Annotated in this window: 14 protein-coding genes and 1 pseudogene; 8 read left to right on the forward strand and 7 right to left on the reverse strand. The window is 66.8% G+C overall.

The features are described 5' to 3' along the window. Position 1: 1 nt before the first annotated feature. From ccoP to V5F77_RS07745, 8 genes are all read left to right on the forward strand, one after another. Positions 2 to 883, forward strand: a complete 882-nt coding sequence (gene ccoP / locus V5F77_RS07710) for a cytochrome-c oxidase, cbb3-type subunit III (RefSeq protein WP_429004759.1) — start codon at positions 2 to 4, stop codon at positions 881 to 883. A gap of 114 nt (positions 884 to 997) precedes the next feature. After that, entirely contained in the window at positions 998 to 2,473 is a 1,476-nt protein-coding gene (ccoG, locus tag V5F77_RS07715) for a cytochrome c oxidase accessory protein CcoG (protein WP_429004760.1), read from the forward strand. Between the two features lie 10 nt (positions 2,474 to 2,483). Continuing rightward, positions 2,484 to 2,987, forward strand: a complete 504-nt coding sequence (locus V5F77_RS07720) for a FixH family protein (RefSeq protein WP_429004761.1) — start codon at positions 2,484 to 2,486, stop codon at positions 2,985 to 2,987. A gap of 55 nt (positions 2,988 to 3,042) precedes the next feature. Further along, a complete protein-coding gene (locus V5F77_RS07725) occupies positions 3,043 to 5,241 on the forward strand; it encodes a heavy metal translocating P-type ATPase (protein WP_429004762.1) in 2,199 nt (732 codons plus the stop codon). After that, positions 5,238 to 5,411, forward strand: coding sequence for a cbb3-type cytochrome oxidase assembly protein CcoS (ccoS, locus tag V5F77_RS07730; RefSeq protein WP_429004763.1), 174 nt, complete (start codon positions 5,238 to 5,240; stop codon positions 5,409 to 5,411). The genes V5F77_RS07725 and ccoS overlap by 4 nt, the downstream gene beginning before the upstream one ends. After that, positions 5,408 to 6,559 carry a hypothetical protein gene (locus tag V5F77_RS07735; protein WP_429004764.1) on the forward strand — a complete coding sequence of 384 codons (1,152 nt, stop codon included), beginning with the start codon at positions 5,408 to 5,410 and terminating at the stop codon, positions 6,557 to 6,559. The genes ccoS and V5F77_RS07735 overlap by 4 nt, the downstream gene beginning before the upstream one ends. Positions 6,560 to 6,622: 63 nt before the next feature. Beyond that, complete coding sequence (locus V5F77_RS07740) at positions 6,623 to 7,372, forward strand: SDR family oxidoreductase (protein ID WP_429004765.1); 750 nt, start codon at positions 6,623 to 6,625, stop codon at positions 7,370 to 7,372. Positions 7,373 to 7,439: 67 nt separating this feature from the next. Continuing rightward, positions 7,440 to 9,764, forward strand: coding sequence for a putative bifunctional diguanylate cyclase/phosphodiesterase (locus V5F77_RS07745; protein WP_429004766.1), 2,325 nt, complete (start codon positions 7,440 to 7,442; stop codon positions 9,762 to 9,764). Positions 9,765 to 9,774: 10 nt separating this feature from the next. Here the strand turns inward: V5F77_RS07745 and V5F77_RS07750 are convergent, their stop codons facing one another. The 7 genes and pseudogenes from V5F77_RS07750 to V5F77_RS07780 all read right to left on the reverse strand — a co-directional run bounded on the left by V5F77_RS07750 (position 9,775) and on the right by V5F77_RS07780 (position 15,710). Further along, complete coding sequence (locus V5F77_RS07750) at positions 9,775 to 10,404, reverse strand: 2-dehydro-3-deoxy-6-phosphogalactonate aldolase (protein WP_429004767.1); 630 nt, start codon at positions 10,402 to 10,404, stop codon at positions 9,775 to 9,777. 20 nt (positions 10,405 to 10,424) lie between these two features. Then, positions 10,425 to 11,339, reverse strand: a complete 915-nt coding sequence (locus tag V5F77_RS07755) for a 2-dehydro-3-deoxygalactonokinase (protein WP_429004768.1) — start codon at positions 11,337 to 11,339, stop codon at positions 10,425 to 10,427. A gap of 48 nt (positions 11,340 to 11,387) precedes the next feature. After that, positions 11,388 to 12,116 carry an amino acid ABC transporter ATP-binding protein gene (locus V5F77_RS07760; RefSeq protein ID WP_429004829.1) on the reverse strand — a complete coding sequence of 243 codons (729 nt, stop codon included), beginning with the start codon at positions 12,114 to 12,116 and terminating at the stop codon, positions 11,388 to 11,390. A 157-nt stretch (positions 12,117 to 12,273) separates the two neighbouring features. Continuing rightward, positions 12,274 to 13,089, reverse strand: a complete 816-nt coding sequence (locus V5F77_RS07765) for a transporter substrate-binding domain-containing protein (RefSeq protein ID WP_429004769.1) — start codon at positions 13,087 to 13,089, stop codon at positions 12,274 to 12,276. Between the two features lie 86 nt (positions 13,090 to 13,175). Next, positions 13,176 to 13,829 (reverse strand): annotated as a pseudogene (locus V5F77_RS07770) (amino acid ABC transporter permease). Positions 13,830 to 13,839: 10 nt separating this feature from the next. Further along, positions 13,840 to 14,514 carry an amino acid ABC transporter permease gene (locus V5F77_RS07775; RefSeq protein ID WP_429004770.1) on the reverse strand — a complete coding sequence of 225 codons (675 nt, stop codon included), beginning with the start codon at positions 14,512 to 14,514 and terminating at the stop codon, positions 13,840 to 13,842. Further along, positions 14,511 to 15,710 carry a LacI family DNA-binding transcriptional regulator gene (locus tag V5F77_RS07780; RefSeq protein ID WP_429004771.1) on the reverse strand — a complete coding sequence of 400 codons (1,200 nt, stop codon included), beginning with the start codon at positions 15,708 to 15,710 and terminating at the stop codon, positions 14,511 to 14,513. Before V5F77_RS07780 ends, V5F77_RS07775 begins: the two co-directional genes overlap by 4 nt. Positions 15,711 to 15,819: the final 109 nt, after the last annotated feature.

Consider the following 15,819-nt stretch of genomic DNA (forward strand, 5'->3'; position numbering starts at 1 on the left):
CGTGAGCACCGCACACGAGAGCCATGACGCGCACGTGGACGCCGCGAGCGGGACCGCCACCACCGGCCACGAATGGGACGGTATCCGCGAGCTCAACAATCCGCTGCCGCGCTGGTGGTTGTGGACCTTCTATGCCTGCATCTTCTGGGCCGTCTGCTATTGGATTGCCTTTCCGGCTTGGCCGCTGATCTCCGGCTATACGACGGGCGCGCTCGGCTGGAACTCTCGCACCGCGGTGCAGGAGCAGCTTGCCGATTTGCGGGCTTTGCGTGCCACCACGTCAGAGAAGCTGGCCACGGCTTCCCTCCAGGAGATCGAGAAGACCCCGGAGCTGCTTTCACTGGCCCGAGCCGAAGGCCGGGTCGCCTTCGCCGACAATTGCGCGCCCTGCCACGGGGCGGGGGGCGGCGGCGCCAAGGGCTTCCCGAACCTCAATGATGATGATTGGCTGTGGGGCGGCTCGCTGGAGCAGATCCAGGCCACCCTCATGCACGGCGTTCGCTCCGGCGACGACCTGGGCCACCAGGGCAATATGACGCCCTTCGGCGCGGTCCTCACCAAGACCGAGATTTCCGATGCGGCGGACTATGTGCGCTCGCTGTCGGGGCTGGTGTCGGCGGATACGCCGAACGTCCAGAAGGGTGCTGCCGTGTTCCAGGCCAATTGCGCCGTGTGTCATGGCGAGAATGCCAAGGGCAACCAGGAGCTTGGCTCGAAGAACCTGACCGACGGCATCTGGCTCTACGGCAGCGACAAGGCCACGATCGTCCAGACCATCACCAATGGCCGCGGCGGCGTGATGCCGGCTTGGGGACAACGCCTGTCGCCCACTACCTTGAAGGCCCTGACGGTGTACGTGCACACCCTGGGTGGTGGCCAATAGCGAACGTTCTCTCCGCCCGGTGTGACATTGCCCGGCGGGGGGCATCGCAACGAGGGCATGGCCCTCCTCTCCCACGCCTTTCCCCACGGGGGCGGGCAAAAGATCAGTGATCCAATGACCGCTCCCGCCGTGAAGACCAAAGCCACCAGTCCGGCAGCACCGGCGTCCGAGGCGGATGATGCGCCGCTGTATGCGGCGCGTCGCGCCATCTATCCGCAAAGCGTCCACGGCACATTCCGGCGGATCAAGTGGATCGTGCTCATCCTCACGCTCGGTGTCTATTATTTCCTGCCGTTCGTGCGTTGGGATCGCGGACCGGATGCGCCCAACCAGGCGGTTCTGATCGATTTTCCCGCCCGGCGCTTCTACTTCTTCTTCATCGAGATCTGGCCGCAGGAATTCTATTATGTGGCGGGGCTGCTGATCCTCGCGGCGTTGATCCTGTTTCTGATGAATGCGGTCGCCGGGCGCGTGTGGTGCGGCTATCTGTGCCCGCAGACCGTGTGGACCGACCTGTTCATGGCGGTTGAGCGGCTGATCGAAGGCGATCGGCGCGAGCGCATCGCCGCCGACAACGCCCCCTGGACCATCGACAAGATCGCTCACAAGACACTGAAGCATACGCTGTGGTTGCTGATCGCCTGGTGGACCGGCGGCGCGTGGGTGCTGTATTTCGACGATGCGCCGACATTGGTGCGCGAGCTTGCGACCTTCCAGGCGTCCGCGACCGCTTATATCTCCATCGCCGTTCTCACGGGCACGACTTATGTGCTGGCGGGCCATATGCGCGAGCAGGTGTGCATCTACATGTGCCCCTGGCCGCGCATTCAGGCCGCGCTGACCGACGAATATGCGCTCAACGTGACCTATCTGTTCGACCGCGGCGAGCCGCGCGGATCGTTGAAAAAGGTCGCGCAGCTTCGGGCCGAGGGCAAGCCGGCCGGCGATTGCATCGATTGCAACCAGTGCGTCAACGTCTGTCCCACCGGCGTGGATATCCGCAAGGGCCTGCAGTTGGATTGCATCCAGTGCGGCCTGTGCATCGACGCGTGCGACACTGTGATGGACAAGATCCATCGCCCTCGTGGCCTCATTGCCTATGAGTCCGAGGCGAATCTTGAGGCCCGCGCCCGTGGCGAGGCGCCTGTGCGGCGCATCTTCCGCATGCGCACTCTGCTGTATGCGGTGCTGATCTGCGGCATCGCCGGGCTGATGCTGACCACCCTCGTGAACCGCTCCAGCGAGGGGCTGGCCGCCATCCATGACCGCAATCCGGTGTTTGTGCGGATGTCGGACGGCTCCCTGCGCAATGCCTATACCCTTCGGCTGATCAACAAGAAGCTCTATGAACGCACCTTCACGGTCTCGGCGTCCGGGGTTCCGGGCGCGAGCCTGAACGTTGTCGGCACGGATTCCGGTTCCGAAAGCGACCGGCTTGCCGTCGGACCCGACCAGACTCGCGAAGTGCGGGTGCTGGTGACGACCAAGGACAAGCTGGCGCCGGGCGCCTCGCTGCCGATCACATTCGAGATTCGCGACGCGGCCACCGGCATTGCCGCCCACGCCAGCGATCATTTCATCGCGCCCTGAGGAGGATTTCATGGCAAAGCCAGATCTTGCTGAGAAGCCGCCGCGGGAACTGACCGGACGCGCAGTGCTGCTGATCATTCTCGCCTTCTTCGGCGTGGTCATCAGCGTGAATGTCGTGATGGCGCGGTTCGCGGTCTCAACCTTCGGCGGGGTGGAGACGGAAAGCTCATACAAGGCGGGCCTCGCCTTCCGCAGCGAGGAGGACGCTGCCGCCCAGCAGGCGACGCGCGGCTGGAAGGTGGAGGCGGACGTGGAAAGCCAGGGTGAGGAGCGCCACGTCATGCTGATCGTCCGCGATGCCACGGGCAAGCCGTTGAACGGGCTGGAGGTGACAGCCCGCCTGTTCCATCCCACCGATGCGCGCGGCGACGTGGCGCTGGTCCTCGCCGCGGTCGGCAACGGACGCTATAAGGGGGCGGCCACCGCCCACGCCGGCCAGTGGGACATGATGCTTGATCTTGCGCAAGGCGGTCAGCGCCTGTTCCGCTCCAAAAACAGAGTTCAGCTGCATTAGCGATCCCCGATGCGGGGCGTGGGGCGGCGACGCGTGATTTCCGGGTGCGACGCACATGGCCGAGGCCGTTGATTATTCGATCTTTCTCGCACGGGACGCCGAGGGTCGCGCGGAGGTCAATCTCGCGGTCGATGGCGTCGACTGCGCGGCCTGCATCGGCGATATCGAGAACGGCGTGAAGGCCCTGCCCGGCGTGGTCCATGCCCGGCTCAACTACACCACCCATCGCCTGACAGTGGCGTGGAGCGGCGAGGGCGCGCCTGCCGACGTGGTTCAGCGCCTGGAAGCGCTCGGTTATCGGGCCCATCCGTTCGCGGGGCGGGTGGAGGAGGAAGAGGCGCGCCGGGCCCGCTGGCTGCTGCGCTGCATGGGCGTTGCAGGCTTTGCCGCCATGAACGTGATGCTGCTGTCGGTGTCAGTCTGGTCCGGCAATGTCACCGACATCACGCCCGAGACGCGCGATTTTTTCCATTGGCTTTCCGCGCTGATCGCGTTGCCGGCGGCGGCCTATGCCGGCCAGCCCTTTTTCCAGAGCGCGCTGCGTGCCGTGCGCACCCGCAAGCTCAATATGGACGTGCCGATCTCGCTCGGCGTCATCCTCGCCCTCGGCATGTCGGTGCTCGAAACCGCTTTGCACCAGGAGCACGCCTATTTCGACAGCGCCGTCATGCTGTTGTTCTTCCTCCTCGCGGGTCGCTATCTCGATCATGAGGCGCGTCGGCGCACCCGCGCCGTGGCCGGCAATATCGCTGCCCTGCGCGGCGAGATGGCCCATCGGCTCGGCGCGGACGGCGTGCCGGTCCTGGTGCCGGTTCAGGCGCTGGCGCCGGGCGACGTGATCCTGGTGGCTGCCGGCGAACGGGTCGGCGCGGATGGCGAGGTGGTGTCGGGGACCTCTGCCGTCGACGAGGCCCTGATCACCGGCGAGACGCTGCCGCGCCTGGTGGGTCCCGGGGGCCGACTCTATGCTGGCAGCCTCAACGGGTCCGGCGTGCTGAAGGTCCGCGTGACCGCGGGCGGCGAGGGGACCTTGATCGACGACGTCCAGCGCCTGCTGGATGGGGCGCTGAGTGCACGGGGCACCTATGTGCGCCTGGCCGACCGGGTGGCGCGCCTCTATGCCCCGATGGTGCATCTGACAGCCCTGGCGTCGGCCCTCGGCTGGCTGGTCCTGGGCGCGAGCCTGCACGATGCGGTGATGATCGCCGTGGCGGTGCTGATCATCACTTGTCCCTGCGCCCTGGCGCTGGCGGTTCCGGTGGTGCAGGTGGTGGCGACCGGGCGTCTGTTCCGCGCCGGCCTGCTGGTGAATGCTGGGGACATGCTGGAGCGGCTCGCACCTGTGGATACGGTCGTGTTCGACAAGACCGGCACGCTCACCTTGCCCGAAGCCGCGTTGCGCCTCCCGCAGGGGGCCGATCCGGCGCTGCTTGCCAGCGCCGCGCGGCTGGCACTGTCGAGCCGCCATCCCTTGGCGGCGGTGCTTGCCCGCAGCGCCGGGGGACCCGCCTTCGCCGAGGTGGAGGAGGTGGCGGGAGCCGGAGTGAAGACCCTTCTGCCCGGAGGGGAGGCCCGGCTCGGCAGTCTCGACTTCTGCGACGCCCACGCGCCTGCGGATCTTCCCGCGGACTGCTCGCTGATCGCCTTCCGGCTCGGCTCGTCCAGCCTCGTCATCGGCATTGCCCAGCAATTGCGCGCTGATGCGCGCGCGGTGGTGGATGGCCTGAAGGCGCGGGGCATCGCCGTGCGCATCCTTTCCGGCGATCGAACGGAAGCCGTGGCGTCGGTGGCCGGGCGTCTCGGCATCGCGGATTATGAGGGCGACTTGCGTCCGGGCGGAAAGATCGCCGTCCTGGAGCGCCTCAAGGCGGCCGGCCATCGGGTCTGCATGGTGGGCGACGGGCTCAATGATGCGCCGGCGCTCGCGGCGGCGGATGTCTCCCTGTCCCCGGCGAGCGGGGCGGCGGTGACGCAGGCCCAGGCCGATGCCGTTTTCATCGGCCAGCGCCTCGCCCCGGTTCTCGCAGCGCTGGACGGCGCCCGGATCGCCGGCCGCCGCATGCGCGAAAATCTGGTTCTTGCGATCGGCTATAATTTCATCGCCGTGCCGCTTGCGGTCACGGGCCATGTCACCCCCCTCGTGGCCGCCCTCGCCATGTCCGGCTCGTCGATCCTGGTGACGCTCAATGCGTTGCGGGCGCCGAGGCCTGCGGTCGAGGCGTCCCCGGTGATCGGCGCGGAGGTGCGCGCATGACGGTTCTCCTCTATCTCGTGCCGATCGCGCTCGCGCTCGGGCTGATCGGCCTGTTCGCCTTCCTCTGGAGTCTCAAGAGCGGCCAGTATGAAGACCTGGACGGCGCCGCCTATCGCGTGCTGAGCGACGAGGATCTCCCCGCCGCGTCCAAGCGGGACCCACGTCCATGAAGCCCGCGACGCCCATGCCGGGTCCGCGCGCAGGAATGCTGGTGTGCATTTGCGATCCGCAGATCGACGCGCCCGCCAACGACAATGCCACGCACCGCGCGCCGCCGTTCGCGCTCGCGCTGGGTTTCGCCTTCGCGGTGCTGGCGCAGACGCTCGCAAGCGGCATCCTACCCTTGGCCGGCGCGGCCCTCGCGCGCGATCCTCATTATGCCACGCTCCCGTTCGCAGCCATGCTGGTGGGCGCGGCGCTCGCCTCCTTCCCCGCCTCCTTCCTGGGCGACGCCTTCGGACGTCGCACCGGCTTCGCGCTTGGCGCTTCGCTCGGCGTCGGAGGCGGTGCCTTGCTGGCGGTGGGGCTGCTGAAGATGCAGTTCACCTGGGTGTGCCTGGGCGCATTGTGGCTCGGCATGGCGCAGGGCTTTTCCTTCTTCTACCGCCATGAGGCGGCGGCGAGCGCTGGCCGGCCAGCGGCAGCGGCGGCGGGCGTCCTGTGCGGTGGGCTGCTCGCTGCGCTCGCGGGGCCAACCTTGGCCATGGGCGCGGAATGGCTGTTTTCGCCGTTCTTCCTGGTCGGTACGGCCGTGCTCGCCGCGGTCGCGCACACCCTGTCCCTCGCCGTCGCGGTATTGATGGCGCCCAATGCGGCGCCGCGGCTTCGCGAAAAAGTGACCTTGCCGCTGGCGGCAGTTCTCGTCCCGACGCTATGCGGCGCGCTTGCCTGGTTCGGCATGAGCTTGCTGATGGCGCAGGCGCCGCTGGCCTTGCTCGGCTGCGGCGTCGGTGAGGGCGCGGTCTTCGGCTTCATCGCATTGCACGTGGCCGCCATGTATGCACCCGCAGCCCCACTGGCGGCCTTCGGCGGAAATATCTCCCCCCGGTTGTTGGCCTTGGCTGGGCTGGGGTTGGTGGCCGCCGCGTTGATGCTGCCGGCAATCCAGGTGCTCGCGCCCGGCCTCGAACTCGCCGGCAGCCTCGCCTGGGGCATTGCCCTGGTGATGGTCGGGGCGGGTTGGTCGCTTGCGACGGTGGGATGCACCGGCTGGATCTACCAGCGAGGGATTCCCTCGCGCCTCGCTTTGGCCTTGCACGATGGTTCCTTGTTCCTTTCAGCCATTCTCGGAGCGGTGATGGCCGGCCGCCTGCTCTAAGCGCCCGCTTGTGATCGCCCGGAGGATCTGCCAAGCCTCCTGAGGCGTGGTGCGGAGGCTGGCATGTCTGAGCTATTTTCCCTTGCGGGGCGCACCGCGCTGGTGACGGGAAGCGCCGGCGGCCTTGGTTTCGAGATCGCCAAGGGGATGGCGCAAGCGGGCGCCCATGTGTTGCTCAACGGCCGCAACCGTCCAAGGCTCATGGAGGCGGCGCGGGCTCTTACCGACCATGGAACGGTCAGCGTGCTGCCGTTCGACATCACCGATGCCGCAGCGGTGGCGCAGGCGCTGGAACGTGCACCGCCGGTGGACATCCTGGTCAATAACGCCGGCGCGCGCGACCGCCGTCCCTTTTTCGATCTGGACGATGCCGCCTTCCAGCGGCTGCTGGACGTGGATCTCGTCGCCCCGGCGCGGCTCATGCGGGTGGTCGCTGGCGGTATGACGGCGCGGGGCGAGGGGCGGATCATCAATATCACCTCGATCGCCGGCCCGATCGCGCGTGCGGGGGATGCTGCCTACACCGCCGCCAAGGGCGGCCTGGAGGCGCTGACGCGTGCGCTGGCGGCGGAATTTGGATCGCGCGGCGTGACCGTCAACGCCATCGCGCCGGGCTATTTCGCGACCGACGCGAATGCCGCCATGGCGAATGACCACGCGGTGGGAGAATGGCTGTCGCGCCGCACATCTCTCGGGCGGTGGGGGAAGCCGCAAGAAATCGCCGGCGCGGCGGTATTTCTCGCATCGCCGGGGGCGAGTTACATCACGGGCCATGTCTTGGTTGTGGATGGCGGATATCTCGCGCACTTTTAGATTCGCACGGTACGTGCACTATGGTGCCGGTGATGAAATCACCCAAAGAGGAGGAGACGGGGCCGAGATGGATGACGGGCGACTCGATTCCATAACCGGGGAATTCGTTGAGCCAGTCCGCGAGCAGACCTTTCGGGATCAGCGTTTCCACGAACTTCTTCGGCACAGCCGCGTGCTGTTCGTCCTGTCGGCCATCCTCAACACGCTGTTCCTGTTCAGCGACTGGCGCTTCGAAGGGCAGGCTCACTTCTTCGAGGCGATTTACGCGCGGTTCGCGGTGATCGTGGTTTCCCTGGCCTGCGCCGCCATTGTCAATCGGGCCCGGCATTTTCGCGCGGTGCAGGCGATTATCATCGTCTGGCAATGGTGCACCGCCGTCGGCGTCGCGGTTCTGGTGAGTTCGCGCAGCGATATCGCTTTGTTCGTGGTGCTGTTGCTGCCGGCGATCTATTATCTGGTGGTGCCGATTTCGTTTCGCTGGTCGGTTGCGGGCGGCACCGTATGCAGCGTTCTCTTGCTGGCGGGGTATCTCGGCCTGCCGCCACAGTCGGATACTGCGGTGGGACTGGCGCTCGCGGTCCTCGTGATGAATGTCGCGCTGATCCTGGTTCTGGTCCGCAACAACCGGCAGAGCCGTCTCGAATGGGCGGCGACACGAGACCAGAAGGCTGCCCGCGAAGTCCTTTCTCAGAGCGAGCGGCTTTTGGAGCGGACCTTCATGGCGGTGCCCATTCCGCTGCTGATCACCGAACTCGAGAGCGGCCGCATCCTGCGCTACAACGCAGCCGGCGTGAGTTATTTCGGCGGTGAGCCGCACGAGTTCGGAATCCACTCCGCCTGGCAGATCTATGCCGATGCCTCGTCCCGCAGGATGTTCCTGGATCGCCTGATCCGCGACGGCTCGGTCACGAATTTCGAGACCAGGATTCGCCTCGGCCATGGCGAGGTGCGCAGCGTTCTCGTGGCCGCCACCTTCATCGAGATCGACGGCGAGGCCTGCCTCGTCTCCGGCATCATCGACATCACTGACCGCCTCGCGGCCGAACAGAAGATCCGCCATGCGGCGAGCCATGACGCGCTGACCGGCCTCACCAACCGGGCCGCCTTCCAGGCTCAGCTCGACACCACCATCCGTGAAGCCCGCACCAAGGCCGGGTCCATCTTCCTGCTGCTGGTGGATCTCGACGGACTCAAGGACGTCAACGACACGCTCGGCCATGCCGCGGGCGATGCACTGCTGGTGGAAACCGCGCGTCGCCTGGAGCACCTCGCCGGGGAGAAGGCCCTGGTGGCGCGGCTCGGCGGCGACGAATTCGTGATCCTTCTGCGGGGGGCGATTTCGCTGGAGGAGGCTCAAGCGCTGTCCCAGGCGATCATTGCCAATTTCCGCCACCCCCTGATCTATCAGGACCGCTCCCTTTCCACCAAGGCGAGCATTGGCCTTGCTGCCTGCCCGAGCGCGGATTACGCGCCGGGCGAGTTGATGAAGGACGCGGACCTCGCCCTCTATGCTGCCAAGCAGGAGGGACGCAATCGCGCCGTGCTCTATGCCCCGGCGATGCGGCGCTCGATGAACGAGCGCATTTCCCTCAACCGCTCCTTGGCGGCGGCGGTCGCTAACAATGAAATCACCCCTTACTACCAGCCCAAGGTGTCGCTCATCACCGGCCAGCTCATGGGGTTCGAGGCCTTGATGCGCTGGAAGCGCTCGAGCACGCAGGTGCTCCAGCCGCAGAGCTTCTACACCGCGTTCGAGGATCCCGAGCTCGCCCTGCTCATGGGCGAGGCGATGCTGCGGCAGGTGGCGCGTGACGTGCGCTCCTGGCTCGATCAGGGCCATCCCGTGGGTCGGGTCGCGGTGAATCTCTCACCGGCGCAATTCACCCACCGCGACCTTGCGAGGCAGATCCTCGATCTGTTGGAGCAGGAGCGGGTGGCACCGGGACATTTCGATATCGAGATTACCGAGACCGTATTCCTCGGCCGCAATTCCGATTTCGTCGCGCCGATCCTCGGCCAGCTGCACAGCGCCGGGATGAAGTTGGCGCTTGACGATTTCGGCACCGGCTATGCCGCGCTGACCCATCTCAAGCAATTGCCCATCGACACCATCAAGATCGACCGCAGCTTCGTCCAGGACACGGAGATCGATTCCTTCGATGCCGCCATCGTCTGCACCGTGATCGAGCTCGGCAAGAACCTCGGCATGTGCGTGGTGGCGGAGGGCGTGGAGACCGTGGGCCAGGCCCGCTTCCTGCGCGAGCGGGGCTGCGAGGTGGCGCAGGGTTTCCTCTATGCCCGCCCCATGCCGGCCGCTGCGACGGTCGATTTCCTGGCGCGGGAAAATCGGGACGCCGCCGCAATGCGCATTTGCGACCTGTGGGGGCGGTGAGGCCGCGCTTTCAGCCGAACACGGCGCGCGCGGCAGCCACCAAAGCGGCGGCGTCGGCAGCGATCGCATCCACTGCCTTGCCCGGCTTGTAGAGCGCGGAGCCGAGGCCGAACCCGTCCGCGCCCGCCGCGCGGTAGGCCGCCATGTTGGTGGCGTCGATGCCACCCACGGGCAGCAGCGTGACGCCGGGCATCACGGCACGCCAGGCCTTCAGCACCTGCGGAGGCAGACCCTCGGCGGGAAACAGCTTGAGCGCGTCCGCCCCGGCCTTCAGCGCCGCGAACGCTTCGGTGGGCGTCGCGACGCCGGGTGTGCAGGCAAGGCCCGCCGCCTTGGCCGCGCGGATCACCTCCGGGTCCGAATGCGGCATCACGATCAGCCGCCCGCCCGCCCGTGCCACGTCGGTCACGGCTGCGGGCGTCATCACCGTTCCGGCGCCGATCAGGGCGGAATCACCAAACCGCTCCGCCAGCAGGGCGATGGAGCGCAGGGGGTCGGGCGAATTGAGCGGCACCTCGATGATGGTGATCCCCGCCGCCACAAGCGCCGCGCCAACGTCTTCCGCCTCGTCCGGCTTGAGGCCGCGCAGGATCGCGACCAGGGGGCAGCGGGCCATGGCTTGGGTCAAGGAAAGGGCCATCTTGAACATTCCCGTTGCGATCAAATGAGGCCGGCCGCGCGGGCGATGGCCATCTGCCCGGCGGCCGCGCAGTCTGGCGGGGCGCGGTCGTGGGGCAGGGCGAGCAGGTCGGCTGCGGTCGAATAATGCTGCGTGAGCGCGGCATTGGCGATCAAGGTGAACGTCTCCCGGCCGTCGGTGACGCTGGCCAGCTCCGCACCGATGAGCAGGCCGGAGAGAAAGTCGGCGCTGTCGGCATCGGCAAGCCGGCCGGTGAGACCGAGGGCGCGGACGGTGAACAGGCGCGATAGCAGGTCTCCAGGACCATGCAGCTCGCGCGAGGCGGCCACCCCCGCCCGGAAGCCGGCGGGAGAGGGCGCGGCGTCGCCCATCATGCGGCCGAGAATGGTGTGACCCTTGAGGGCGGCAAAGATCTCGCCGGTCATGAAGGTGGCAAAGCCCGTGACACGTCCGTTTTCCACCAACACCCATTTGGAATGGGTCCCGGGCAAGACGAACAGGCCTTCGGCCCGCCCCGTGAGGGCGAGAGCGCCGAACACTTCGGTCTCTTCACCCCGGATCACGTCGGGAGTTATCGGGTCGTCGACCAGCAGGCCGGGCACGATATGCACCGGGCCGAGGGCGGGGTCCTCGATGGCAAGCGGCATCAGGGCGCGCGCGAGATCCTCGATGCCGGCGGGGCAGGGCACGTAGGGGGCCTCGGCCCAGCCCTGACGGCTGCCGATCATGCCCGACAGCAGAACGGGCAGGGGCCCGTGCGCGGCGGCCCACGGCCCGGCGATGCGCGAGAGGACGGGCGCGAACGCGCGGTCCTTCACCGCCATCAGACCTTCCGCCGTCTCGGCGCGCGCGAGGATCTCACCCGCCGCGCCCAGCAGATAGGCGCGGAGAGAGGAAGTGCCCCAGTCCAGGGTGATCAGGGACGCACGGCTCACGGGCGGGTCTCGCTTCTGGTTGGGGGGCGCAGGCGCGGGGTTCGGGGTTCAGTGGTGCAGGATCTGGCCCAGGAAGGCGCGCGTGCGCTCGCTCTTGGGATGGGCGAAGAATTCTTCGGGCGCGCCTTCTTCGACGATCTCGCCCTTGTCCATGAAGATCACCCGGTCGGCGACCTGGCGGGCGAAGCCCATCTCATGGGTCACGCAGATCATGGTCATGCCGTCCTGGGCGAGCGAGGTCATGGTGTCGAGCACCTCCTTGACCATTTCCGGATCCAGGGCGGAGGTGGGCTCGTCAAACAGCATGATCTTGGGGCTCATGCACAGCGCGCGGGCGATGGCGACGCGCTGCTGCTGGCCGCCGGAGAGCTGGCCGGGATATTTGTTCGCCTGCTCGGGAATGCGCACGCGCTCCAGATATTTCATGGCGATCGCCTCCGCGTCCCTGGGCGCGAGCCCGCGCACCTTGCGCGGGGCAAGCGTGCAATTCTGCAGCACGGTCAGATGGGGAAACAGGTTGAAGGACTGGAACACCATGCCCACCTCGGCGCGGACCTTGTCGAGGTTCTTCGATGAGGTGCCGACTTCCACCCCGTCCACCTCGATGCGCCCGCTCTGGTGATGCTCCAAGGCGTTGATGCAGCGGATGAGGGTGGATTTTCCGGAGCCGGACGGCCCGCAGATGACGATCCGCTCGCCGTGGGTGACGGTGAGATTGACGTTCTTCAGCGCGTGATAGGTGCCGTAGTGCTTCTCCACGGCTTCCATGCGGATCATGACCGGCGCGGCCTGAGGGGAGGGCGCGGGGCTGAGATCCGGGCTCTGGCCGTGGCTTTGGCCTTCAGTGGCGGCGTTCATGTCAGGTCTCCGAAAGGATGCCGGATCTTGGGACGCTGCGGGCGCCCGGCGTCCGCAGCTTTTTTGGCAAAGACGATCAGAAGGTGGGCATCGCCGGAAGCGGGGTCTTGAACCACTTCTGGTTGATCGCGTCGAGTTCGCCGTTGTTCTTCACGAAATACAGGAACGTATTGATCCACTGAAGAAAGTCGGTGGAGCCCCGGCGCACGGTGATGCCGTTGTACTGGCTGCGCAGGACGATCTTGCGCTCGATGCCCATGTCCGGGTTCGCCTCGGCGAGCTGAACGCCGATGAGATTGTTGGCGCCGAGCAGATCCACCTGACCGGAGATGAACGCCTGGGCGGCGGTGGCATCATCGTCGAAGCGCATGATGGTGGCGCCCTTGGGTACGGCCGCCGTCAGCGCGGTGTCCTGGGTGGAGGCGCGCGCCACCGCGATCTTCTTGCCGACCGTCTGGTCGAGGCTCCTGATGTCGAGCTTCTTCGGGCCGATGAGCTGGATCTCGATGGTGGAATAGGGAATTGAGAACTGCACCTGCTTGGCGCGCTCGGGGGTGATGCCGAAGGTCGCCACCAGCACGTCCACCTTATTGGTCAGCAGATAGGGGATGCGGTTCGGCCCGGTGACTGGAACGATCTCGACTTCGACGCCGAGATACTTGCCCATCAGCTTGGCCACGTCGGCGTCATAGCCTTCCGGCTTGCCTTCGGTGTTGAGCAGGCCGAACGGCGGCAGGTCCACCAGCATGCCGACCTGGAGCTTCTTCTTCGACAAAATGTCGTCGATGCTCTGGGCGGAGGCGCCGTGCGGGAGCGCGGTCGCGGCGAGCGCCGCGAGGCCGAGGGCGGCGAAGGCGCGCCGCGTAAGGGTCAGAACGGACGTCAGGGACATTTGCTTTCCTCCGATTGGCCCCTGTGCGGGGCAGGCGCGCCGATGAGGGGCGGCGCGAATTGGATCGATCTAGATGCGTCCGCTCCTCAGCGCGAGACGGTTCCGAACTTCTTTTCCAGATGGCGCGAATAGAGCGAGAGCGGCCAGCACAGGATGAAATAGATCACCGCCACCACGCCGAAGACCAGGAACGGGCGGAAGGTGGCGTTGTTGACGATCTGCCCGGCGCGGGTGAGTTCGACAAAGCCGATGATGGAGGCGAGCGAGGTGCTCTTCACCAGCAGCACCAGGAAGCCGACCGTGGGCGCCACCGCGATCTTCGCCGCCTGGGGCAGGATGATGTCCTTCATGCGGGTGAAATAATGCAGGCCCAGCGCGGTGGACGCCTCCCATTGGCCCTTGGGAATGGCCTGGATGCAGCCGCGCCAAATCTCGCCCAGGAATGCCGCGCCGTTCAGCGTGAGGCCGATGGCCGCCGCCGCCAGGGGATCGATGTTGAGGCCGAGGAACGTCGCGCCGAAGAACACCAGGAACAGCTGCATGAGCAGCGGGGTGCCCTAGAAAATCTGGATGTAACCGGCGGCGGTCGCCCGCAGCCAGGGCCAGGTCGAGGTGCGCGCGAACGCCACCAGGAGCCCGCCGGTCGCCCCGCCGACGAAGGCGATCAGCGAGAGCAGCAGCGTCCAGCGCACGGACGAGATGAGGAAGAGCAGTTCCGCGGAGGTGAATTGACGGATCATGGCATCCTCCTCAGCGGGCCACATCGGTGGGCGCGAAGACCACCTTGTAGATGATGGCGAAGACCCCTGAGAACATCAGCGACATGGCGAGATACATGGCAGTGACCACCAGGTAGATCTCGAATGAGCGGAAGGTCTGGGATTGCAGATTGTTGGCGATGGCGGTTAGTTCCTCCGCCGAAATCGCCGAGACCACGCTGGAGGTGAGCATCAGCAGGATGAACTGGCTGGTAAGCGCCGGGTAGATCGCCTTCAGCGCCGGGAAGATCACGATATAGGAGAACACCTGCATGGGCTTGAGGCCCAGCGCCTTGCCCGCCTCGATCTGGCCCTTGTGGATGGTCTCGATGCCGGCGCGCACGATCTCGGTGGCATAGGCGCCCACATTGACCACCATGGCGAGGAGCGCGGCCTCGTTGGCGTCGAGCCGCAGGCCGATGCGCGGCAGGCCGAAGAAGATGAGGAAGATCTGCACCAGGAACGGGGTGTTGCGGATGATCTCCACATAGGTGTCCACGAGCCAGCGCACCGGGCGCGGGCCGGCGGTCTTGCCGAGCGCGCCCGCGACCGCGACGATCAACCCGAGCACCATGGCCACGGCCGAGAGCTGGATCGTCAGCCACGCGCCATAAAGCAGGTCCTGCCAGGCGTTGAAGACTTCTCCGAACTGGAAGACGTAGTTCATGTCCCTGCGCTTCCCTTGAGGGCTTGAGGGGAGGGGCGGCGCGGCCGGCGGGCGGGGGCCGCCAGCGGCATCTCCGGCTTGGCCGCCGGCGTCCTTGGTGGTGCGTTGAAGCCGGTGCCGCACGACTGGCGGATGATCAGGCGCGGCGGCACGATGATCTGCTCCGGCGGCCGGCTGGGATTTTCGATCCGCCGCAACAAAAGCTTGGCGGCCTCCCGCCCCACCACGCGCGGATCGGTGGTGAAGGTGGTCAGCCCGGGGCGATGGAGGCCGGCCTCGGCGACATCGTCGCAGCCGACCACCGCCACATCGCGGCCGGGCTCGAGCCCGCGTTCGGTCAGCGCCAGCATCACGCCGAACGCGACGATGTCATTGTAGCAAACGAGGGCAGTGGGCGGGTTCTCCTCCGCGAACAGGTCGCGCGCGGCGGCATAGCCGGAGGACCGGTCGAGCACCGGGCAGGGCACGATGGGGCCGATTTTCAGCTTGTGCCGGCGCAAGGCGCGGCGGAAGCCGGCGAGGCGCTCGCTCAAGGGCGCGATGCGCCGCACGCCGCCGATGAAGCCGATATGGCGATGGCCGAGGCCGATCAGATGCTCGGTGACGAGTTCCATGCCGGCGGCATAGTCGGGGCCGACGTAATCCGCCGGAAAGCCCTCCACGCGGCGCTGCGCCAGCACGCAGGGCAGGCCGCCGCAATGGGCCTCCTCCAGCGCATCGGCCCGCGTCTCTTCGGCCGGTACCAGCACGATGCCGTCAACGCCGTGCTCCTGCATGCGCACCAGAACGCGCTTCTGGCGCGCCGCATCCTCCGCCGTATTGGTGATGAAGCCGACGTAGCTTTCCGCGTCCAGCACGTCGTCGATGCCGGCGGTGAATTGGGAGTAATTGGGGGTGATGATCTCGCACAAGACAAGGCCGATGGTGCGCGAGGCGCCCGAGCGCAGGTTCGCGGCGCGGCGGTTATAGACATAGCCGAGGTCGGCCATGGCCTGATCGACGCGCAGGCGCGTCTCTTCCTTTACCAGCGGGCTCTTGCGCAGCACCAGCGAGACCGTGGCGCGGGAGACGCCGGAATGGGCGGCGATGTCGTTGAGCGTGACGCGGTGGGCGAGCGGAAGGGCAGCGCCGCCGGGGGCGGTTTCGCCCGGTGCGCGAGCGGGCGCGGACGCGCCTTTACCTTTCCTCAGATCCACGCGGCGTCTCCCCGCCGACGCTATTTCTGCGCTCGGCCAGGGTTCTCTAGGGGAGGCAAAACCGACGGTCAACGAAAAATTAGATCGATCTAAATCCATCTTTCGTCGC

The sequence above is a fragment of the Roseixanthobacter psychrophilus genome, from assembly GCF_043195195.1.
In the GTDB taxonomy this organism is placed as follows: Bacteria; Pseudomonadota; Alphaproteobacteria; order Rhizobiales; family Xanthobacteraceae; genus NCEH01.